This is a genomic window from Pseudomonas sp. NFACC05-1, assembly GCF_900100135.1.
Lineage (GTDB): Bacteria > Pseudomonadota > Gammaproteobacteria > Pseudomonadales > Pseudomonadaceae > Aquipseudomonas > Aquipseudomonas fluorescens_Q.
Map to the genome: position 1 here is coordinate 527,804 of NZ_FMTR01000001.1, position 20,644 is coordinate 548,447.

The 20,644-nt window shown below is 61.9% G+C and carries 19 protein-coding genes; 13 read left to right on the forward strand and 6 right to left on the reverse strand.

All coding sequences use genetic code 11. The annotated features are described in order from the left end of the window. The first annotated feature begins 104 nt into the window (after positions 1-104). From BLO97_RS02365 to BLO97_RS02385, 5 genes are all read left to right on the forward strand, one after another. Positions 105-773 (forward strand): GntR family transcriptional regulator, encoded by a 669-nt coding sequence (locus tag BLO97_RS02365; protein WP_003200810.1) that lies wholly within the window; start codon positions 105-107, stop codon positions 771-773. A gap of 77 nt (positions 774-850) precedes the next feature. Beyond that, on the forward strand, positions 851-1,657 hold the full coding sequence (locus tag BLO97_RS02370) for an ABC transporter substrate-binding protein (RefSeq protein WP_092344719.1): 807 nt from the start codon (positions 851-853) through the stop codon (positions 1,655-1,657). Between the two features lie 12 nt (positions 1,658-1,669). Then, the gene (locus BLO97_RS02375; protein ID WP_060742708.1) at positions 1,670-2,446 is read left to right on the forward strand and encodes an amino acid ABC transporter permease; all 777 of its coding nucleotides are present in this window, start codon (positions 1,670-1,672) and stop codon (positions 2,444-2,446) included. Positions 2,447-2,448: 2 nt separating this feature from the next. Further along, complete coding sequence (locus BLO97_RS02380) at positions 2,449-3,228, forward strand: amino acid ABC transporter ATP-binding protein (protein ID WP_092344721.1); 780 nt, start codon at positions 2,449-2,451, stop codon at positions 3,226-3,228. Positions 3,229-3,270: 42 nt separating this feature from the next. Next, entirely contained in the window at positions 3,271-4,881 is a 1,611-nt protein-coding gene (locus BLO97_RS02385; protein ID WP_092344723.1) for a gamma-glutamyltransferase family protein, read from the forward strand. A 16-nt stretch (positions 4,882-4,897) separates the two neighbouring features. Here the strand turns inward: BLO97_RS02385 and BLO97_RS02390 are convergent, their stop codons facing one another. After that, the gene (locus BLO97_RS02390; protein ID WP_092344725.1) at positions 4,898-5,734 is read right to left on the reverse strand and encodes an IclR family transcriptional regulator; all 837 of its coding nucleotides are present in this window, start codon (positions 5,732-5,734) and stop codon (positions 4,898-4,900) included. An 82-nt stretch (positions 5,735-5,816) separates the two neighbouring features. On the opposite strand from BLO97_RS02390, the gene BLO97_RS02395 reads away from it, so the two are divergent. The 7 genes from BLO97_RS02395 to BLO97_RS02425 all read left to right on the forward strand — a co-directional run bounded on the left by BLO97_RS02395 (position 5,817) and on the right by BLO97_RS02425 (position 14,914). Then, positions 5,817-6,623, forward strand: a complete 807-nt coding sequence (locus tag BLO97_RS02395; protein ID WP_092344727.1) for an enoyl-CoA hydratase/isomerase family protein — start codon at positions 5,817-5,819, stop codon at positions 6,621-6,623. A gap of 3 nt (positions 6,624-6,626) precedes the next feature. After that, the gene (locus BLO97_RS02400; protein ID WP_092344729.1) at positions 6,627-8,708 is read left to right on the forward strand and encodes an acetate--CoA ligase family protein; all 2,082 of its coding nucleotides are present in this window, start codon (positions 6,627-6,629) and stop codon (positions 8,706-8,708) included. Positions 8,709-8,812: 104 nt separating this feature from the next. Then, positions 8,813-9,643 (forward strand): ABC transporter ATP-binding protein, encoded by an 831-nt coding sequence (locus BLO97_RS02405; protein ID WP_092344731.1) that lies wholly within the window; start codon positions 8,813-8,815, stop codon positions 9,641-9,643. Between the two features lie 27 nt (positions 9,644-9,670). After that, complete coding sequence (locus tag BLO97_RS02410) at positions 9,671-10,438, forward strand: ABC transporter permease (protein WP_092344733.1); 768 nt, start codon at positions 9,671-9,673, stop codon at positions 10,436-10,438. Between the two features lie 38 nt (positions 10,439-10,476). Next, positions 10,477-11,475, forward strand: coding sequence for an ABC transporter substrate-binding protein (locus tag BLO97_RS02415; protein ID WP_092344735.1), 999 nt, complete (start codon positions 10,477-10,479; stop codon positions 11,473-11,475). A gap of 85 nt (positions 11,476-11,560) precedes the next feature. Then, complete coding sequence (locus BLO97_RS02420) at positions 11,561-12,802, forward strand: OprD family porin (RefSeq protein WP_092344737.1); 1,242 nt, start codon at positions 11,561-11,563, stop codon at positions 12,800-12,802. Between the two features lie 27 nt (positions 12,803-12,829). Beyond that, positions 12,830-14,914, forward strand: coding sequence for a 3-hydroxyacyl-CoA dehydrogenase NAD-binding domain-containing protein (locus BLO97_RS02425; RefSeq protein WP_092344739.1), 2,085 nt, complete (start codon positions 12,830-12,832; stop codon positions 14,912-14,914). An 84-nt stretch (positions 14,915-14,998) separates the two neighbouring features. On the opposite strand, the gene BLO97_RS02430 is transcribed toward BLO97_RS02425, so the two are convergent. The 5 genes from BLO97_RS02430 to BLO97_RS02445 all read right to left on the reverse strand — a co-directional run bounded on the left by BLO97_RS02430 (position 14,999) and on the right by BLO97_RS02445 (position 19,777). Continuing rightward, a complete protein-coding gene (locus BLO97_RS02430; RefSeq protein ID WP_092344741.1) occupies positions 14,999-16,234 on the reverse strand; it encodes a DUF2599 domain-containing protein in 1,236 nt (411 codons plus the stop codon). Positions 16,235-16,375: 141 nt separating this feature from the next. Further along, positions 16,376-16,546 carry a hypothetical protein gene (locus BLO97_RS31540; protein WP_170861994.1) on the reverse strand — a complete coding sequence of 57 codons (171 nt, stop codon included), beginning with the start codon at positions 16,544-16,546 and terminating at the stop codon, positions 16,376-16,378. 155 nt (positions 16,547-16,701) lie between these two features. Further along, on the reverse strand, positions 16,702-17,718 hold the full coding sequence (locus BLO97_RS02435) for an NADP-dependent oxidoreductase (protein WP_092221793.1): 1,017 nt from the start codon (positions 17,716-17,718) through the stop codon (positions 16,702-16,704). A gap of 99 nt (positions 17,719-17,817) precedes the next feature. Beyond that, positions 17,818-18,606, reverse strand: coding sequence for an SDR family NAD(P)-dependent oxidoreductase (locus tag BLO97_RS02440; RefSeq protein WP_063321676.1), 789 nt, complete (start codon positions 18,604-18,606; stop codon positions 17,818-17,820). A gap of 76 nt (positions 18,607-18,682) precedes the next feature. After that, entirely contained in the window at positions 18,683-19,777 is a 1,095-nt protein-coding gene (locus BLO97_RS02445; protein WP_092344743.1) for an alkene reductase, read from the reverse strand. A gap of 170 nt (positions 19,778-19,947) precedes the next feature. On the opposite strand from BLO97_RS02445, the gene BLO97_RS02450 reads away from it, so the two are divergent. Then, positions 19,948-20,535: a TetR/AcrR family transcriptional regulator gene (locus BLO97_RS02450; protein WP_063321674.1), complete on the forward strand. Its 588-nt coding sequence runs from the start codon at positions 19,948-19,950 to the stop codon at positions 20,533-20,535. Positions 20,536-20,644: the final 109 nt, after the last annotated feature.

Consider the following 20,644-nt stretch of genomic DNA (forward strand, 5'->3'; position numbering starts at 1 on the left):
TTTCTTCAAATCAAATGCTTGCACGCTTGCGTGAGATGTTGGCATGCATTCTGCTTTTTTTGAATCCGTGGATAATTGGATACAAAAATGCAGAAGGTGCTGCCATGCAATTTGCCCCGACTTACGCTGAACGCCCACCGATGACCGCCGAGGAGGAGGCCTACAACTTCCTGCTCGATGCCATTTGTGGCGGCCGGTTACGCAAAGGCGACCGGCTGATTGCCGAGGACATTGCCAACGAGATCGGCATGAGCCGGATGCCGGTGCGCGAAGCCTTCCGTCGTCTGGATGCCCAGGGCCTGGTGACCCTGCGACCCAATCGCGGGGCGATTGTCAGCGGCCTGGATATCGATGAGTTGCACGAAGTCTTCGAGATGCGCAGCGCCCTGGAAGGCCTGGCAGTCCGTGTCGCGACAGCCAGAATTGGCGAGCGCCAGTTGGCTGCCTTGGAGCGACTGCTGGACGAGATGGACGATTACCGCGAGGAAAGCGCCGAGTGGGTCAGCCGCCATCGCGCGTTCCATGAATACCTGTGCAGCCTCAGCGGTCGTCCGCGATTGCTCAAGCAGATCAGCGCGCTGTATTCCTTGATCGAAGCGCCCATGCGCCTGTGGTTGCAGCATGTGGAGAAGCCCCTGAGTGCGCGCCAGGAGCACATGCTGATCCTCGACGCCCTGCGTGCCGGCGACGCCGACAAGGCCGAGGCGGTGGTGCGTGCGCACATCGAAGGCACCGTTCCTGAATTGATCGAGTTCCTGCAATCGAAAAAATAACGAGAGCAGGAGATTAGACCTGCCCGTGTTCTGACTTTGAGTACTGCCCGTTACTTACTGAACTGGAGTGTCTGGTCATGCATAAGCCTCGCCTGTTGGTTGCCGCTTTATCCTTGGGTTTCTGTGCGCAGTGGGCGGTTGCCGCGCCCGTTGTCCCGGAGCGTTTGCTCAAGGTCGATAAACTCGTCTACTGCTCGGGCATGGATTCGCCGCCGCTGGTGTCCTTCGATGAGGCGCAGAAACCCAAGGGACTGACCGTGGACCTGGGGCTGGAAATCGCCAAGCGCCTGGGCGACAAGAAGGTGGAATGGCGAGTCATTCCCTTTTCCGGATTGCTCCCCGCGTTGCTGGCTCGACAGTGCGACATGATCGTCGACCAGCTGTTTGACAAGCCCGAACGCCGCGAGGTGATCGACATCGTCAACTACATGTATTCCAGCCAGGCGGTGGTGGTGCCCAAGGGCAATCCGAAGGGCCTCAAGACGCTGTCGGATCTCTCCGGAGATAAGGTCGCAGTACTTAACGGTTCCACCATCAAGACCCTGCTCGACGCCGAGAACGAAACCTTGGCCAAGGCCGGCAAGCCGGCGATGAAGCTGGTGGTCTACAACACCGACACCGATGCCTTCCAGGCCCTGCGCATCAGCCAGGTCGACGCCTACGGCACCACCGTGGAAACCGCCGGTTACTACGCGGCCATGGCGCCCGATCTGTTCGAGGAGGGCGTGCCAGCCTTCAGCCGGATTCTCACCGGCCTGGGCATTCGCAAAGACGATCCGCAACTGACCGCCGCCGTGCAGCAGGTGATCGGCGATATGCGCAGCGACGGCAGCTACACCCAGTTGCTTGGCAAATGGCATGTCGCCAGTGACACACTTGATTGAGGTGAACCACCGATGAATTTCAATTGGGATGTGTTCTGGCAGTACCTGCTGCAGCCCAGTGGGGTGTACCTCACCGGGCTCTGGCTGACCTGTCTGATCAGTGTGCTGGCGATGCTGCTGGGCTGTGCCCTCGGGCTGGCCGCCGCGTTGCTGCGGTTGTCGAGCAACCCGTTGCTGCATTTGCCGGTGCGTTTTTACGTGTGGCTGATGCGCGGCACGCCGTTGCTGGTGCAGATCGTCTTTCTCTATACCGCGCTGGCCGCCGGCGGGATTTTCCGCTTCGAAGACATCGACCTGTTCGGCCTGGTGATCCCCGGCAATATCCAGGCGGCGATCATTGCCCTGGGCCTCAACGAGGGAGCCTACATGGCCGAGATCATCCGCGCCGGCATCGGTGCGGTGGACAAGGGCCAATACGAGGCCGGGCGCTCGCTGGGCATGACCTTCGCCAAACTGATGCGCCGCATTGTCCTGCCCCAGGCGTTCCGGGTCATCGTTCCGCCGCTGGGCAACGAGTTCAACGTGATGCTCAAGAACACCACGCTGGTCAGCGTGATCGGCGTACAGGAATTGTTGCTCAGTACCCAGATGGTCACCTCGGCGACGTTCCGGGTGTTCGAACTGTATCTGGTGGTGGCGATCTACTTCCTGTTGCTGACCACGTTGTGGGGCTTTTTCCAGCGCTGGTTGGAGACTCGTTTCGGTCAGTCGGACCGGCCCTCGTCACCGCCGCCGGCTTCGACGCGGATGTTCGGTCGCAGCACCCTGAACCTGCTGAGGGCACGTTAACCATGGCGCATAAAAGCGAAGAGCTGATTATCGAGGCGCTGGATGTCCACAAGTCCTTCGGCGAGCTGCAGATTCTCAAGGGCATTTCCCTGCAAGTGCGGCGCGGCGAAGTGGTGGTGCTGATCGGCGCTTCGGGCTCCGGCAAGACCACCTTCATCCGCTGCATCAACTTGCTGGAGGACATCCAGGGCGGGCGTATCCGCGTCAACGGCCGGGCCATGGGCTATCGCGAGCGGGCCGACGGCAGCCTGGTGCGTGAGTCGGAGCGCAACATCGCCCGTCAGCGGCGGGATATCGGCATGGTCTTCCAACGCTTCAACCTGTTTCCTCACATGACGGCCCTGGAGAACATCATCGAGGCGCCGATCCAGGTGCTTGGCGTGACTCGCACCGCAGCGCTGGAACAGGCCCGCGGCCTGCTGGAGCGGGTCGGCCTGGCGGACAAGGCCGATCACTACCCGTCGATGCTTTCCGGCGGCCAGCAACAGCGGGTGGCGATTGCCCGGGCCCTGGCCATGAAACCCCAGGCCATGTTGTTCGATGAACCCACCAGCGCCCTCGACCCGGAGACTGTCGGCGAGGTGTTGCAAGTGATGAAGGAGTTGGCCGAGGAGGGGATGACCATGGTCGTGGTGACCCATGAAATGGGCTTTGCCCGGGAAGTGGCCGACCGTGTGGTGGTCCTGGACCAGGGCGAGCTCATCGAGCAGGGGCCGCCGGAACAGATTTTCTGTCACCCCGTCCATCCTCGTACCCGGGCTTTTCTCAGTCGCGTGTTATGACCTTTCCCGGCCACTGAATTCCTGTATCGAAGAGCCTTCACCATGCTGAAATTTTCTGCCCACGAATACCCTTATCCGTCGCAACGCCAAAGCGTTTTCGCCCGTCGAGGCATGGTCGCCGCGTCCCAGCCCCTGGCTGCCCAGGCGGGCATCGAGATCATGCAAAAGGGCGGCAATGCCATCGACGCCGCCATCGCCACGGCAGCCGCACTGACGGTGGTGGAATCCACCGGTTGTGGCATTGGCGGCGATGCCTTCGCGCTGGTCTGGTGCAAGGGCCAGTTGCACGGCCTCAACGGCAACGGCCATGCGCCGGCGGCCTTGAGCATCGAGGCGGTCAAGGCCGCCGGCCATGAGCAGATGCCGCTCTATGGCTGGACACCGGTGACCGTCCCTGGCTGCCCGTCGGCCTGGGCCGAGTTGTCCCGCCGCTTTGGCAAGCTGCCCTTTGCCGAGCTGCTGCAACCGGCGATCAGCCTGGCGCGGGACGGCTTTGCGCTGTCGCCGGTGGTTGCCCATCAATGGCAGGTCGCGGTGAACGAGTTCACGCCCCATCGCGATGTCGTCCTCGAGGCCTGGTTCGAGACTTTCCTGATCGAAGGCCGGGCGCCACGGGCCGGGGAGGTTTTTCGCAACCCGGCCCAGGCGCGCACTCTCCAGGAGTTGGCCGACACCCGCTGCGAGAGCCTGTATCGCGGTGCATTGGCCGAGCGCCTGGACGCCCATTCCCGGGCCAGCGGCGGCTATCTGCGGGCCTCGGACCTCAAGGATTATCGCGCCCAGTGGGTAGAGCCCATCCATGTCAATTACCGAGGCGTGGATGTCTGGGAAATCCCACCGAGCGGGCAGGGCCTGGTGGCCTTGATGGCGTTGAAGATACTGGAAGGCTTCGACTTCGATCACCGTGACAGCCAACAGACCTGGCATCGCCAACTGGAAGCGATGAAGTTGGCCTACAGCGACGGCCTGCACTACATCACCGATCCTTTGCACATGCGCGTGGCGGTGGCCGACCTGCTCAGCGATGACTACAGTGCCCGCCGTCGTCGGCAGATCGGCGAACAGGCCCAGCCGCCCGCGCCCGGCGACCCCCACGCCAGCGGCACGGTGTACCTGGCGACCGCGGATGGAGAGGGCAATATGGTCTCGTTCATCCAGAGCAACTACCACGGGTTCGGCTCCGGTGTGGTGCTGCCCGATAGCGGTATTGCCCTGCAGAACCGCGGGCAGGAATTCAGCCTCGATCCGACCCACGTCAACTGCCTGGCTCCAGGCAAGAAGACCTTCCATACCATCATTCCCGGTTTCCTCACCCGCAATGGCCAGGCCCTCGGTCCCTTCGGCGTGATGGGCGGCTACATGCAGCCCCAGGGGCATGTGCAGATGGTCATGAACCTGGTGGATTTCGGCCTGAACCCGCAAGCGGCGCTGGATGCGCCGCGTTGGCAATGGCTGGGGGCGATGAAGGTCGGGATCGAGCACGGGGCCTCACGGGACCTGGCCAATGCCCTGGCGCGACGGGGGCATGAGGTCCGGATCGCCAGCGATCTGACCGACTATGGCCGCGGCCAGATCATCCTGCGTGACCCGCTCAGCGGCGTGCTGTGCGGCGGTACCGAGCCCCGGGCGGATTCGCACATTGCTGTTTGGTAAGGGCCTCTACTGACGATCAGTCGGCACGGGCGTCTGCCAGTGCCTGCCTGATCGCCTGCGCCAGATCCAGCAGTACCGTTGCATAACGCGCTTCCACTTCCTGTGCGGTTTCAACGGTCGCCAGGCTGATGTTCAGCGCATGGGTTCGATAGGCCGGATGTCCGAGCGGGGTGGCAATCGCCATGACCTCCGGCTGCCACGAGGCCACGCAGTAGCCGGTCGCCCATACGTGCCTCACCGCATCGTCAATCTCCTGGATCAGTTGGCTGGCGCGGGACTCGCATCGGCGCGAGCTGAACAGTTCCAGCAATGGCCGGCGTTGTCCTTCTTCAAGCCCCGATAGATAAGCCCGGCCCAGGGACGTCACGTCCATGGGCAAGCGCTGCCCGGCGAGTACATTGCGCGGCGACTTGCGCTTGCCCAAGCGAATCGACTCCAGGTAGATCATCTCGTCGCCATCGGCGGCGGCGAGGCTGACGTTGACCTGATGTTCGCGAGCCACTTGCAACATCAACGGCGTGGCGACCTGCAACAGCGTACTGGCGTGGTACATCGAATGCGCCAGCCCAAGCAGGGAGGGCGCCAGTCGGTAGGTGCCCGTCGTCGGGTCGTAATCCAGGAAACCGGCGTGAACAAGGGTCTGGGTCAACCGACTCACGGTGGATTTCGACAAACCCGCGATCTCGCTCAGATCACCATTGGTCAGGGATTCGGTGCCCGGCCGAAACGCCCTCAGCAAATCGAGGCCGCGCTCAAGGGATCGGTTGAGCGGCGCCTTGCCTTGCCCGGGAATGTTTGCCGAAGCAAGGCCAGTATCACCCTGTTCCAACAGGTGGAACGGTCGCGTTGTCATCAGGTTCGCTCTCCCGCAGATTGAATCCAAGCTTGGCCCAGCGCCGGGCAGTCAATCAACCGAATAATAAAAGAGGCACCGTATGACCAATCCTGAGCAATTGTCTTGCCCGGTCGAACTGTCTGTTGTCGAAGGCATCGCCACCCTGACCCTCAATCGTCCTCAAGCGCGCAACGCAATCAGCGACGACATGCGCTCATTGTTGATCGAGCATCTGGAGCACATTGCGTCCGACAATTCGATCAAGGCGTTGATCGTGACCGGCACCGGCAAGGGCTTCTGCGCCGGTGGCGACATCAAGGGCATGCAAGCACGCATGAGCGCTCCCGCCGGTTCCGTGGCGTTCAATGGCTGGAAGCGTCAGCAGCGGGTTCATCACGCGGTGTCGCTGCTGCACAACCTGCCCAAGCCGACCATCGCCGCAGTGAATGGCGCCGCGACGGGCTTGGGCTGCGACATGGCGTTGAGCTGCGATTTCATCGTGGCCTCCGAGCAGGCCAGCTTTGCGATGAGCTATATCGCTCGCGGCCTGATTCCGGATGGCGGCGGCTTGTATTTCCTGCCCCGTCGTGTCGGCCTGCCCAAGGCCAAGGAACTGATCTTCAGCGGACGCACGGTGGCGCCGGTGGAGGCCCAGCGGATCGGCATGATCGATCGCGTTGTCGACCACGAACATCTTCTCCCGACGGCCCACGATTGGGCGTTGCAACTCGCGGGGGGATCCGCCACGGCCCTGGCGTTGAGCAAGTCGATCCTGAACAACACCTTCGAGCTCACCCAGAGCCAGATCTTCGCCATGGGCAGCCAGGCCCAGGGCATTTGCTACACCTCCAGCGAGCATCACGAATCGGTTGCCGCCTTCCTTGCCGGCAAGGCCGAGCGGAGCTGAACCATGAACCAGATTGCACGTCTTCTCAGTCCCGCCAGCGTCGCGGTCATCGGCGCCTCGGGCGACGCTCGCAAAACCTCGGGCCGGCCCATCGCGTTCTTGCGCAAGCACGGTTTCCAGGGACGCTTGTATCCCGTCAATCCACGTTATGAAGATATCGACGGACTGCGCTGCTACCCCAGTATTGCCGAGCTGCCGGAAGTGCCGGACGTGGCGATCATTCTCCTAGGGCCGGCGCGCGCCAACCAGGCCGTCGCCGAGCTGGCGGCATTGGGATGCCCCGCAGCGATTGTGTTGGCCGGTGGCTATGGTGAAACTGGCGCGACGGGTGCGTTGCGCCAGGACGAACTGAAAGCGGCCCGTGGGGCGATGAGGATCCTGGGCCCGAACACCATCGGCCTGGTCAACCTGACCGAGCGGGTCACGCTGTCGGCCAGCGGTGCGTTGGACATGGACGAGCTGCTGGTCGGCCGTGTAGCCGTCGTATCGCAAAGTGGCGGGATCCTGGGCGCACTGCTGTCCCGTGGCGTTGCTGCCGGAATCGGTTTTTCCAAGCTGATCTCCACCAGCAACGAGGTCGACCTGGATGTCGCCGACTTCGTCGATTACCTGGCCGACGATCCCGCGACCTCGGTCATTGCCCTTTATCTGGAGGGCTTGCGCGACAGTGAAAAATTTTCCCGTGCGGTGCGCAAGGCTCGCGCTGCCGGCAAGCCTGTCGTGGTCTTCAAAGTGGGACGCTCCCAAGCCGGTGCCCATGCGGCAGCTTCCCATACGGGGGCTATGGCCGGCTCCGATGCTCTGTACTGCGCCTATTTCCGTCAGCTTGGGGTGATTCGGGCCGAGACGTTTGCCGACCTGCTGGACATTCCCTTTGCCTTGGCCCGTGGCAGGGGCATGCGTGGCCGGCGGGTTGCCATTCTGACCTCGACCGGCGGCGCGGGCACCTTGATCGCCGACAGCCTCGGCGTCAGCGGTTTCGAAACCCCCACGCCCGGTGCGCAGACCGCGGCAAAACTGCGTGACCTGGATATTGGCGACCAGGCGGTCCTGGACCGCAACCCGATCGACTTGACCTTGGCGGGGCTGCAGCCGGAGCTGATGCGCGCGGCCATTGGCATCCTGCTCGACAGTCCGGATTTCGATGCGGTGATCAGCGTCGTGGGCTCTTCCGGTGTTGCTCAGCCCCACCTGATGGCCGATGCCATTCGCGACAGCCTGGCCAGCTCCGATAAACCGGTGCTGGCGTACATCAGCCCCCATGCTCCGGCTGCGGCCCGACGCATCAATGGCTCAGGTGGCGTGGCGTTCAGCGCGCCGGAAAGTTGCGCCAGCGCACTGAAGGCATTGGCGGCACAGGCCACATGGAACGAGCCATCCGATGAGCCAGGCACTGTGCAGGCCCGGCCTGAGGCTGCCCAGGACCTGCCAAGTGGTCCGCTCGATGAAGAGCGCAGCAAGCGCTTGTACGCCAGCTTCGGCATCCCGGTGACGCGGGAGCGGGTGGTTCGTGATAGGGAGCAAGCCGCTCAGGCCGCGCAGGAACTGGGCGGCCACGTCGCCCTCAAGGTCCTTTCCGAGCAGATTCCGCACAAGAGCGAAGTGGGCGGCGTGGCCTTGCATCTGGATGCCGGAAATATTGGCTCACGGCTGGATCGCATGCGTGCCGAGGTCAGCCGTCATGTGGGGTTCGAGCCGCCAACCTTTCTCGTCCAGGAAATGGTCACCGGCGGGCAGGAACTCATTCTCGGTTTTCACCGGGACCCGCAACTGGGCCCGGCGCTCCTGCTTGGAATGGGCGGGGTGACGGCGGAGTTGTTCCAGGACACCACCTTGCACTTGCTTCCGGTAAACCTCGAACAAGCCCGGCAGATGCTGCGCGAGTTGCGCACCTACCCGTTGCTGGACGGCTATCGCGGGATGCCCAAGGCCGACACCGAAGCTGCGGCGCACTGCATCGTCGCGTTCTCGGACATGGCCATGCAGTTGGGCGAGCGCCTGATTGAAGCCGAGATCAATCCGTTGCTGGTGCGTCCTGCCGGAAGCGGGGTGATGGCCTTGGACGGCTTGACGATCATGGCATGAGGGACAGCCGTTCCACTCTGTGGAACAGCTGTCTTTACCCTGGAAATCACGCTCGCATAATCAAAGAACGCTCATTTAAGACTCATAAAAACAAGCAGGTCTCTATGAACAGTCCCCATATTGCCATCCAGTCGCGCAGTTCCCCGATCAGCGCCACGGTCACCGCTCCGACGGTGGTTTCTTTCCGTGACGTGTCCAAGTCTTTCACAGTGAAAGGCGTTGCCAAGCAGGCGTCCCACAGCATCAACGTCGATATCCAGCAAGGTCAGTTGGTGACCATCATCGGCCCCTCCGGCTGCGGCAAGTCGACCTTGCTCAACATGGTCGCCGGGCTGTTTTGCCCCACCACCGGCGAGGTGCTGTACCGAGGCGAGGCCGTGCAAGGCGTTAACGGCCGCACCGGCTACATGACCCAGAGCGATCATCTGCTGCCATGGCGGGATGTGGCCGGCAATATCGCCGTTCCCTTGGAAATCCAGGGCGTGCCCAAGGCTAGGCGTGAAGCGCGTATCCGTGAGTTGCTGACCCTCGTTGGCCTCGATGGGCATGAAAAGGCCTACCCGAGCCAGCTCTCCGGTGGCATGCGCAAGCGCGCGGCCCTCGCTCGCTTGTTGGCGTACGACCCTGAGACGCTGTTGATGGACGAGCCGTTTGCCGCATTGGATGCGCAACTGCGGATCCGCATGCAGACCGAGCTGTTCAAGCTCAGCCGCCAGCTCAAGAAAACCGTGTTGTTCGTCACCCATGACCTGGACGAAGCCGTGGCCCTGGGCGATCGCTGCCTGGTCTTCTCCGGTCGGCCGGGCACGATTGTCCGCGATGTGCCGATTCCTTTGGGTGACGATCGCAACATCATCCAACTGCGCAAGAACCCGCGCTACCACCAGCTCTGTGGCGACCTCTGGGAAATCATCACGCCGGATCACGACGCCTAAAGGCCCAGTCTTGGAGAACCCCTGCACATGAATATCTTTCTCGGTCGTCTCGCCATCTTCGCTGCGATTTTTTTGTCCTGGCAGTTCGCTTCCGGTCCCTTGGTGGACCCGTTTTTCGTCAGCTCGCCATTGGAAATCGGCCGGCGCTTCATTGAGCTGGTCGTCAGTGGCCGACTGTTCGCCCACGGTTGGATCACTGTCGTGGAAACCTTGGTGGGCTTTTTCTTAGGTGCCCTGGCAGGTATCACGGTGGGCTTGATCCTGGGGCGCAACGCGCTGCTCGCCAAGCTGCTGGACCCCATCCTGACCTCCATCTACAGCTTGCCGAAAGTCGCCCTCGCGCCGCTATTCATCATGTGGTTCGGAATCGGCATCGAAATGAAGATCATCCTGACCGCCACCATCGTGTTCTTCCTGGTGTTCCTCAACACCTACAGCGGCGTCCGCGCGGTGGAGCGCGAGCAATTGGAAATCCTGCGCCTGATGGGCGCCAAGGAGCACCACCTGATCACCAAGGTCGTACTGCCATCGGCCATCCAGTGGGTGTTCACCGGCCTCAAGCTGTCGGTGCCCTATGCCCTGATCGGCGCCATCGTCGGTGAAATCATGGCCGCCAACCGCGGACTGGGCTACCTGTTGCAGGACGCAGCGGGGCAATTGGACACGGCCGGTGTATTCGCCGCGCTGATCGCCATCATCGCCTTGGCGCTGCTGCTCCAGGCGGCGGTTCGCGCATTGGAGACGTACCTGATGCCGTGGAAGAAAGAACAGGACGAGCGAGAAATCTCGGTCTGAGCAACACCATCACAACAACAAAAACAGAGGGTCGCATCATGTCTATCAAAGGTTGGATATCTGCTTTAGGGCTCAGCGTCGTACTCAGTGCTGTCTCGTTCCAGGCGCAAGCTGCCGAGCCCGTAAAAGTCGCTTTGGGAACGGAAGGCTTCGTGCATATGCCGTTGTTCGTCGCACTCGACGGCGGCCTGTTTGAAAAACATGGCCTGGATGTCGAGCTGGTGAAATTCAAGGGTGGCGGTGCCGCGGCTTCGGGCCTTGCCAGCCGATCAGTCGAGTTCTGCTCATGCGCCATCCAGAATGCGATCAATGCCAAGATCAAGGGCGCCGACATCACGCTGTTGGGGCGCATGGTCGGTCAATACGCCAGCAACGTCGTCATTCGCCAAGAGGTGGCTGATCGGCTCGGCCTGGACGCCAACTCCACCGTCGAGCAACGCCTGGCCGCTTTCAAGGGCCTGCGCCTGGCGGTGAGCGGGGCCGGTGGCAGTGCCGATTTCCTGGTGCGTTTTCTCGGTCAGCAGGCTCACCTGCAGTCGGAAAAAGACTTCACGCTGCTTTACCTCAATAACGGCGCGGCCATGCTGGCGGCGTTCGCCCAAGGCAAGATCGATGGCTTTGCCCTGTCATCGCCGGCTTCGGACAGTGCGGTCATCGAGCAGAATGGCTTCACCCTGCTGGACATGTCCGAAGGCATGGTCGCCGAGCTGGATGGGTATCCTTCGATCGCCCTCAGCGCTCGCCGGCAATGGGCCGAGGACAACCCAGCAATCGTGAAGGCCTTCCTCGCGGCCCTGGGCGACGCAACGAAGCTCATCAATGAACAGCCGCAGCAAGCCATGAAAGCCGTGCGCAGCCGTTTCGACGGGGTGAATGACAAGGTCTATGCCGCCGCCTGGCAAAGCAATCGCAAGTCATTCCCGCAGACTCCGTACCTGACGGACACCGATGTCGAGCGTGCAATCAAGTTCCTGGGCACCGTCCAGAACGAAAAGATCCCGGGCAAGGCCCAGGACTACCTGACCCAGGTGCGCTGAAGCGCGTTTGAACTCCAACCGGCCGGCGCGTCAAGAAGCACATTGGCAGAGCTCGGCTTCCTCTCGGTAAGCAGTCATGAAATCGATGAAAACAATGCCGCTCTGTGCGGCAGGGGTGGGTTTTGCCGTGTATCTGCCGGTGGCAGGTGCCGAAGGGTTCTTTGAAGACAGCAAGGCCTCTGTGGAAATGCGCAATTTCTACATGAGCCGGGATTTTCGCGAAGGCGCGGGCCAGTCAAGACGCCAGGAGTGGGCCCAGGGTTTTATCCTGCGCTATGAGTCCGGCTTCACCCCTGGTGTCTTCGGGGTCGGTGTCGATGCGATCGGCATGCTGGGCATCAAGCTCGATTCCGGGCCAGGGCGTTCCGGCACGGGGCTGCTGCCGGTCCAGGACGATGGAGATGTCCCGGACCGTTATTCCAAGGCGGGCGGCACCCTCAAGGTCAAGGTCTCGGACAGCCAGTTGCGGGTCGGGACCCTGTTGCCGAAATGGCCAACCCTGGTCGCCAACAACGGGCGTCTGCTGCCGCAGACCTTCGAGGGGGCCCAGGTACAGGTCAATGAGTGGAAGCCTCTTGAACTCACCGCGGCACAGATCAAGGGTACGGTGTACAGGGACCAGTCGGGCACGACCGGTCTTGAGCTGAACAATAAGAACCGCCGCTTCAGCGGCCCCCTCGACGGGGGCGATTTCAACCTCCTCGGCGGGGCCTTTCACGCCAGTGAGACGACCGACCTGATTGCCCAGTACGCCGTCCTCGAAGACGTCTACAAACAGCGCTTCCTGGGCCTGACCGACCGCAGGAAAGGCGACTGGGGCGCCTTCACCAGCGATGTGCGCTTTTTCGACAGTGACAGCGACGGTCAGGCACGAGGCGGGCACATCGACAACCGCGCCTTCAGCGCCTTGGGCACTTACAGGCTGAAAGGTCATTCGTTTGGGCTGGGCTACCAGAAGATGTCCGGGGACTCCGCGTTTCCCTATGTGGCTGGCGCCGACCCTTACCTCGTGAACTTCGTCCAGGTGGGCGACTTTGCCGAGAAGGACGAGCGCTCTTGGCAGGCTCGTTATGACTTCGACCTCGGCACGGTCGGCGTGCCGGGGCTGAGCTTCATGACGCGTTATGTGCGCGGCAGCCGGGCCGACGTCGCGGGCGCGGATTCCGATGGTGAACGCGAGCTCGACGTCGAACTGCAATACGTGGTGCAGAGCGGTTCGATGAAAGGCATGAGCATGCGGGTTCGCAGCGCCACCTATAGAGCGGACTTCGCCCGGGACGCTGACGATGTGCGTGTGATCGTCAGCTACCCACTGTCGCTTCTGTAATCCAAGCCATTCAACGGGAGGTAACCGATGCACGCCACTGTAGTGCTCCAGCGTGAAGGTGATATCGGCCAGGTCATCATCGACAATCCACCGATCAATGCCCTGTCGCAGGAGGTTCGGGAGCAGTTGCTCAAAAGACTGCAAGAAGCGTTGAGCGACAGCGCCATCAAGGCGATTGTCATTGCGTGCCAGGGCCGGACGTTTGTCGCCGGTGCCGATCTCAAGGAGTTTGACCTGCCCCTGCGGGCCCCTCATCTCCCTGATGTGTTGGCCACGATTGAACAGGCGTCGAAACCTGTCGTTGCGGCGCTGCATGGCTCGGCGTTCGGTGGTGGGTTCGAACTGGCCCTGGCCTGCCATTACCGAGTGGCCGCAGTTGATGTGCAGTTCGCCTTGCCGGAAGTCAGCCTGGGCCTGATACCCGGAGCGGGAGGGACGCAGCGCTTGCCTCGGTTGTGCGGCATGGAGGTAGCGCTGGCGATGGTGCTGGAGGGCGAACGTATCGGTGCGGAACAGGCGTTGTCGATCGGTTTGTTGGATCGGTTGAGCGACACCTCGGTGCTGGCGTGTGCCAGCGACTTCGCCAGGGAGGTCATGGACAAGCCCGTCCCTCGGGTCTGCGACCTGTCGGTCGCGCCGTTCGACCCGCAGCTTATCCACGAACGCGCCCAGGCGATCATTCGCAAGGCAGCGGGTCAGGAAGCGCCCAGCATCGCCCTACAAGCACTGCAAGGTGCCTGGCAGCTTCCCTTCGCCGAAGGGATGGCGAACGAGCGTGAGCGCTTCATCGCTCGTCGCCATGGCGAGCAGGCCAGGGCATTGCGGCACGTGTTCTTCGCCGAACGGGACCTGGCCTCCCGATGTCGCGCATTGGCCAGGCAAGCGCCCACTCGCCCCATCGACCTCGTTGCGGTGATCGGTGCCGGCACCATGGGCAGCGGTATTGCGCTGTGCCTGGCCAATGCCGGAATCGCCACACGCCTGATCGACACGCAACCCGGGGCTTTGGCGCGTGGCCGCGCGACCATCGACCACTACTTCACCAGCGCCGTGGAAAAAGGTCGGCTAGATACCGACGAAGCCGCCCGACGTGCCCCCCTGATCGAGTTCGACTCAAGCATCGAAGGCGTTGCCAGCGCCGATCTGATTATCGAAGCCGTGTTCGAGGACCTCGCCGTCAAGCAGGCCGTGTTCAGGCAGCTGGACCACTTCGCCAAGTCGGGCGCCATCCTCGCGACGAATACCTCGTACCTCGATATCGAGGCCATTGCTGCCGTGACCACCCGCCCGGGCGATGTCATCGGCATGCACTTCTTCAGCCCGGCGCACGTCATGAAGCTGCTAGAGGTGGTCAGGACACCCCAGGTCCAACCGGAGGTCCTGGCAACGGTGCTGCAATTGGGCGCACGGCTGGGCAAGACCGCTGTCGCGGTGGGCAATTGCTATGGTTTTGTCGGCAACCGTCTATTGGCCGTTCGCGAGCGCGAGGCGGGTTTCCTGCTGGAGGAGGGGGCGGCTCCAGAAGATGTGGACCGGGTCATCCGGCAGTTCGGTTTCCCGATGGGGCCCTTCGAACTGCGTGATCTGGCGGGCGTGGATATCGCTTGGCGAAACCGACAGGGCCGGGCCGATCTATTGAGCGCATCGGAACGCCGTTGCAACTGGATCGAACAGCTTCATGAGGCGGGGCGTCTCGGACAGAAAACAGCGGCCGGTTACTATCGATACGAGGAAGGCCAGCGCCGGGGCCTGCCGGACCCGTATGTGGCCAGGATGCTCGTGGCTCATCGACAGAACCGGGGCATCGAGCCGCGTGCAATTGACGATGAGGAAATCCTCAATAGGTGCCTGTTCGCCATGGTCAATGAGGCCGCGCACCTGCTGGAGCAAGGCATCGTGGACAGCCCCAATGACATCGACCTCGTCTGGATTCACGGCTACGGCTTCCCCCGTTACCGGGGCGGGCTTCTTTACCATGCCGACCGAATTGGCTTGCCAGGGATCGTCGAGGCGCTTTCCGGCTGGACGGCCTTACTTCCTGAGCGAGGGCTGCGGGTGGCTCCGCTGCTTCGGACGATGGCAGCGCAGGGGGCGTCGTTCATTCGGTCATGATGCCCGCAACACGGCTCTGGCACTTCGTTGGAAAGGCAACCTGCCGATACTCGGGATCGGCAGGTCGGCTTTGCCGCTCAAACCTCAGTAAGGATTGCAGTACTGTGCGACAGCCCTGGCCTGGTCGACGTAAGGACGTGCCGGCTCAAGGTTCCACTCGGGCTTGTTCCTGACGGGTTTGCCATCGAAGGTGGCCGCCAGATGACACACTAGTTGCCGGCGGATGGATCCGCCGTAGACGCTGTATTGCCGCCATTGCCCGTCGTCTTTGTGCTTGTTGTACAGCTCGGCAAACATCCTGTCGGTCTGGTCATCCTTGATCGCACGGCCGCAGGCCGTGGGCACGACCTGGAGCGACCAGGTATCGGGCCCAAGCTTCGGATCAGGGCGGCGTACCCAAGTACTGGATTCGATGTAGCGTTCACAGAATTGTTGCGTGGGCGGCGTGGTTCGGGTGCAGGAGAACGTGGCCTTGCTGCCCGGCGTCCTGGGGAAGTCGATCTTGATGATGTTGCGATCCTTGCCGGTCTTGTCCTTGTAGTCCCGTTGGTTGGCCAGGGCATCGTTCAAGCCCCGCTGATCGCTGTAGAAAAACGCCAGGATCGGCAATGCATCGTCTTTCGGGTTCCCCAGGCGCAGTTCGGTCTGGGTTTGAAATTCGCGGGTATTGATGACTTGCCGGGCGCCCATGAAGTTTCGAAACGCGTCGACCCGTTCCCGGCTGCTCATGGGGTTGCGCATATTGAATCCACATTGCAACTGGTCTTGCTTCCTGTCGTTGTTGAACCGGGTGAAATGCGCGACCCAGGCATTGGCGTTGAGGATAGGCGGCGCCATGGCCTGGCAGACAGCCTCTGTCTGGGCGGTGTTTTTGTTGTTGCCGCAGCCTCGGTCATCGCGAAAGTCGGTCCAGGCATCGTTCGGAAATGCGCAGTAGATGTGCACCGGGGTTTCCGGTTCGCGTACCTGGTCGATCGGTGTGATGATGTAGCCGTTCTGGGTGCTCATGCCAGGATCTTCATAGCTGATGCCATCGACCCGCATCCAGGAGGCGGCAAAGGTACCCAGTTCCTTCGCTTTCGGGCTCGGGTTCCAGACATCCCATTTCTCGCCCTTCGCCGGGTTGGCGCGGTGGGTGCCCCTGATCAGCAACCCCGAACAATCCGAGGCCGGGTCCTGCCGGCAACTGTCGACGGTGTTGTTGTACAAACCTTCCACCCGTTTCAGCGTCTCTTCGCACGACTCGGCATTGGCCGCTGTCGTTTGCCAGAACAACGGGAGGACGAGCAAAGGCGTGATTCTTTTCAAACGTGTCTTCATGACGTGACTTCCTTGTGTTGGAGCCGGTAGCCGGCGGGGCATTCCATGCCGGGAAAGAGAAAACAGCAGGGTTCGTGATGCCGGCCGGCGGCTTTCATTGAGCCTGTCGCGGGCATCGGCAGTGTTATGGACGAGGGCGACTCAACGCGAGAGCGAATGGCAACCAGCCGCCGCATCGAGTTCCTGGTGCGCGTCCTTGAGGATGTTGTAGTTGGGGTTGATGCGGGGCTTCAGCGGATCATGCGGCGACTGGGCAGCTACCGTATGGAATGCCAGGGGCAGGTTAAAAAACGCACGAGCAGTTGCGCGCATGTCGACACTCCTTGTCGAACGAGATGGGTGAGTTTCAAGGTAGTCACCCGATTGCCACAGGTCAAATCAGCGCTTTTGCTTCAGGTGGTACTGGCCTGACACTCCTCATTGCTCAAGCATCAATGTGCGCCAGACTCTGCGGCGCCGATACGCCTTCACTCATCGGCCATTCCCGAGTGGATCTTGATGACGACCTTACCCTTCGATCGTCCTTGTTCGACATAGCTCAGGGCATCGGCTGTCGCGTCGAAGGGGAAGGATCGGTCAAGCACCGGCTTGATGCTGCCGGACTCGACGAGGGTGGTGATCTCCCGCAGCTGAGGACCATTGGCACGCATGTACACGAAGGCGTAGCTCACTCCCTTTCGGTGGGCCTTGCGGCGTATACCGCTGCTCAACAGGCCCATGATCAGTCTCAGCACCCAGGAAAGTCCCTGGGCCTGGGCGAACTGTGGGGTGGGGGGGCCGGAGATGGAAATGAGTTGGCCGCCTGGTTTCAGGATCTTCAGCGATTTCTCCAGCTCATCGGCGCCCAGGCTGTTCAACACGATGTCATAGTCCTGCAGGACGCTGGCGAAATCCTGCTGCTTGTAATCGATGACAACGTCTGCGCCCAGGGCCTTGACCCACGGCACATTGGGGGTGCTGGTGCTGGTCGCAACGAAGGCGCCGAGGTGCTTGGCAAGCTGGATGGCGACGGTGCCGACGCCACCTGAACCGGCCTGGATGAAGACCTTTTGGCCTTTCTTCAGTCGGGCGGTTTCAACCAGTACCTGCCAGGCCGTCAGGGCGACCAAGGGCAGGGCGGCGGCTTCTTCCATGCTGATGTTTGCCGGTTTCACGGCCAGGGCATTTTCGTTCACTGAAATCTGCTCGGCGAAGGTGCCGATGTGCCCGTCCGGGGCGCGGGCATAGACTTCATCGCCCGGCTTGAATTGCTCGACACGGGATCCCACGCGGACCACGACCCCGGCCAAGTCATGACCCAATGCCAAGGGAAAGGAGTAGGGCAGGATCAGCTTGAATTCGCCTTTGCTGATCTTTGAATCCAGCAAGTTGACGCTGGCAGCCTGCACGCGGACCAGAACGTCGTGGTCACCCACGTCAGGGGCCGGTAGCTCGCCGATACGACCACTGTGCTTGCCGTAGCGGTCGATTAAAAATGCTTTCATGGTGCTTTGCTCTCATAAGGGATGCAGTGCAGTGATCACTTGGCCCGGCATCCGGAAATACCGGCGCTGTCCTTTGCGCCGGCACCTGCTAAACGATGATCACGCCGGGTCTTGATAGCGTTCGGCGACATGGGACTGCCGGATTTGCCCGAGCAGGCCTTGACGTGCGGCCTGCAAGGCATCCCAGCGTGCTTCTTCATGCAAGGGCGGGATGGTCACCGGCTCGCGACGATCAAAACCGACCAGCGCGGCATCGACCAGGTCACCGACTTCCATGATTTCATTCAGGGTGTTGATATCGATACCCGCGCGTTCCCAGATCTCAGTGCGGGTGGCCGCTGGCAGGACGGCTTGTACGTAGACGCCTTTCGGAGAGAGTTCCAGGCTGAGTCCCTGGGAGAGAAACAGCACGAACGCCTTGGTCGCGCCGTAGACCGACATACCGAACTCCGGTGCCAGGCCAACGACGGAGCCGATGTTGATGATCGCGCCGTCACCCGCTTCCACCAGGCGTGGGGCGATGGCGCTGGCCAGCCGGACCAGCGCGGTGGTATTGAGCGACACGAGGTGCGCGACACTGTCGGTCGACTGTTCGATGAAGGTCCCGGATTGGGCGGCGCCGGCGTTATTGACCAGGATGCCGATGTTGGCGTCGTCGCGCAGCCGGGCTTCGACGGTTGTCAGGTCGCCGAGCTGGGTCAGGTCGGCCTGGAGAATATCGACGGCAACGTTGTGTTCGCTGCGCAGCTTGGCGGCCAGCGCTTCCAGGCGCGCGCTGTCGCGGGCCACCAGGACGAGATCGTGTCCACGTTGCGCAAAGCGTTGGGCATAGACAGCGCCAATACCGGTGGAGGCGCCAGTGATGAGAACAGTTGTGCGAGTGTCCATGGAGATTCTCTTCTTCAAGGTATCGATGAGCGAGTCGCGCGCTGTTGTTCAGGCGCGCAGTCGGGTCTGGCCAGTGTTACTGCGCGCTGGATTCAGCGAGCGTTGGATAGTCGATGTAGCCCGTCGCACCACCACCGTAGAGGGTAGCGGGATTGAACGCCGACAAAGGCGAACCGGTTCTGAGCCGCTCCACCAGGTCCGGATTGCCGATGAACGGCCGGCCGAAGGCGATCAGGTCAGCCTTGTCTTCGATGAGTCGTGAGGTCGCCAGGTCCAGGTCGTAGCCGTTGTTGGCGATGTAGGTGTTTTTGAAGCGCTGGCGCAAGGCACCGAAGTCGAAGGGCGCAACGTCGCGCGGCCCACCGGTCGCGCCTTCGACCACATGCAGGTACACGATGTCGAGGGTGTTGAGCTGGTCGATCAGGTAGTCGAACTGGGCCTGTGGCGCGCTGCTGGACACACCATTGGCCGGCGAGACCGGCGAGATGCGCAGGCCGGTGCGGCTGGCGCCGACTTCGCCCACCACTGCCGCCGTCACTTCCAGCAGCAGGCGAGCACGATTTTCAATCGAGCCGCCGTAGGCATCGGTGCGCATGTTGGCGCCGTCCTTGATGAACTGGTCCAACAGGTAGCCGTTCGCACCGTGGATCTCTACGCCGTCAAATCCCGCGGCGATGGCGTTCGCCGCCGCCTGGCGAAAATCGTTGACGATCCCGGGCAACTCGCTGATGTCCAGCGCTCGCGGTTCGGAAACGTCTTCGAAACGATTGTTGACGAATACCTTCGTCGCCGGACGCAGAGCAGAGGGGGCCACTGGCGCTGCACCATCTGCTTGCAGGTCGACGTGGGAAACGCGGCCGACATGCCACAGTTGCAGGAAAATCCGCCCGCCTTTGGCATGTACGGCATCGGTGACCGTGCGCCAGCCGTCGATCTGGGCCTGGGTGTAGATCCCGGGGGTGTCCTGATAGCCCTGGCCTTGCTGGGAGATCTGCGACGCCTCGGAGATCAACAGGCCTGCCGACGCTCTCTGGCTGTAGTAAGTGGCAGCGAACTCGCTGGGCACAAAACCTTGCCCCGCACGGTTACGTGTCAGCGGCGCCAGGACCACTCGGTTAGAAAGCGTGAGATCACCCAACGTGTAGGGTGTGAACAGGATCTGGTCGGTCATGACGTCTTGTTTCCGTAGGTTTGGATAAAGGGGAGCGCGTGCAACCTGGCGAGGTGAGCGCGCTTTTCATTAGGATGATGATCGAAATCTAAGCTGTCAACGAATTTGATTATGCTCGACATCTATGTATGATGTGGGCATGAATTTCGAGCTGCACGAGGGAGTGAAAAATGAGGGTGACCAAGGCCCAGGCCCAGGCAAATCGGGAGCACATCGTCGAGACGGCCTCTGTCTTGTTTCGCGAGCGAGGCTTTGACGGCGTGGGTGTGGCGGACCTGATGGCGGCCGCCGGCTTCACCCATGGCGGGTTCTACAAGCATTTCGGCTCCAAGGCCGACCTGATGGCCGAAGCGGCGGCGAATAGCCTTGCGCAGTCGCTGACCGACAATGCAGGCATCGACGTAGCTGGTTTCGTCGATCTTTACGTGTCCAGGGACCACCGTGACGGCCGGGGTAGCGGTTGCACCATGGCGGCACTGTGTGGCGACGCTGCCCGTCAATCGCCCGAGCTGAAGGCTACCTTTGCCAACGGCATCGAAGACATGCTGGCCGCGCTCGAAAGCCGGTACGAGGCCGGGCAAGACGCGCCGCAGGAAGCGATCAGGGCAAAAATGCTCGACATGTTGGCGCATGCCGTCGGTGCGATCGTGTTGTCACGGGCCTGCCCGGACGATTCCGCGCTGGCCGATGAAATCCTCGAGGTGTGCCGCGCCCGGATCATCGCGGCGCTGCCGTCGTCGCCCGCGAAGCAGCCTTAGTGATCAAAATGCTGTTCACTTAAGAAAAACGGTGCGCCCGTGGTGAGGGAGCTTGCTCCCGCTGGGCTGCGAAGCGGCCCTTTTTTGTGAGTGCTTTGCACTCAAGCGG

Coding starts and splice junctions, on each gene's coding strand:
- BLO97_RS02365 (WP_003200810.1), top strand. CDS start 105: ATGCAATTTGCCCCGACTTACGCTGAACGCCCACCGATGACCGCCGAG.
- BLO97_RS02370 (WP_092344719.1), top strand. CDS start 851: ATGCATAAGCCTCGCCTGTTGGTTGCCGCTTTATCCTTGGGTTTCTGT.
- BLO97_RS02375 (WP_060742708.1), top strand. CDS start 1,670: ATGAATTTCAATTGGGATGTGTTCTGGCAGTACCTGCTGCAGCCCAGT.
- BLO97_RS02380 (WP_092344721.1), top strand. CDS start 2,449: ATGGCGCATAAAAGCGAAGAGCTGATTATCGAGGCGCTGGATGTCCAC.
- BLO97_RS02385 (WP_092344723.1), top strand. CDS start 3,271: ATGCTGAAATTTTCTGCCCACGAATACCCTTATCCGTCGCAACGCCAA.
- BLO97_RS02390 (WP_092344725.1), bottom strand. CDS start 5,734: ATGACAACGCGACCGTTCCACCTGTTGGAACAGGGTGATACTGGCCTT.
- BLO97_RS02395 (WP_092344727.1), top strand. CDS start 5,817: ATGACCAATCCTGAGCAATTGTCTTGCCCGGTCGAACTGTCTGTTGTC.
- BLO97_RS02400 (WP_092344729.1), top strand. CDS start 6,627: ATGAACCAGATTGCACGTCTTCTCAGTCCCGCCAGCGTCGCGGTCATC.
- BLO97_RS02405 (WP_092344731.1), top strand. CDS start 8,813: ATGAACAGTCCCCATATTGCCATCCAGTCGCGCAGTTCCCCGATCAGC.
- BLO97_RS02410 (WP_092344733.1), top strand. CDS start 9,671: ATGAATATCTTTCTCGGTCGTCTCGCCATCTTCGCTGCGATTTTTTTG.
- BLO97_RS02415 (WP_092344735.1), top strand. CDS start 10,477: ATGTCTATCAAAGGTTGGATATCTGCTTTAGGGCTCAGCGTCGTACTC.
- BLO97_RS02420 (WP_092344737.1), top strand. CDS start 11,561: ATGAAAACAATGCCGCTCTGTGCGGCAGGGGTGGGTTTTGCCGTGTAT.
- BLO97_RS02425 (WP_092344739.1), top strand. CDS start 12,830: ATGCACGCCACTGTAGTGCTCCAGCGTGAAGGTGATATCGGCCAGGTC.
- BLO97_RS02430 (WP_092344741.1), bottom strand. CDS start 16,234: ATGAAGACACGTTTGAAAAGAATCACGCCTTTGCTCGTCCTCCCGTTG.
- BLO97_RS31540 (WP_170861994.1), bottom strand. CDS start 16,546: ATGCGCGCAACTGCTCGTGCGTTTTTTAACCTGCCCCTGGCATTCCAT.
- BLO97_RS02435 (WP_092221793.1), bottom strand. CDS start 17,718: ATGAAAGCATTTTTAATCGACCGCTACGGCAAGCACAGTGGTCGTATC.
- BLO97_RS02440 (WP_063321676.1), bottom strand. CDS start 18,606: ATGGACACTCGCACAACTGTTCTCATCACTGGCGCCTCCACCGGTATT.
- BLO97_RS02445 (WP_092344743.1), bottom strand. CDS start 19,777: ATGACCGACCAGATCCTGTTCACACCCTACACGTTGGGTGATCTCACG.
- BLO97_RS02450 (WP_063321674.1), top strand. CDS start 19,948: ATGAGGGTGACCAAGGCCCAGGCCCAGGCAAATCGGGAGCACATCGTC.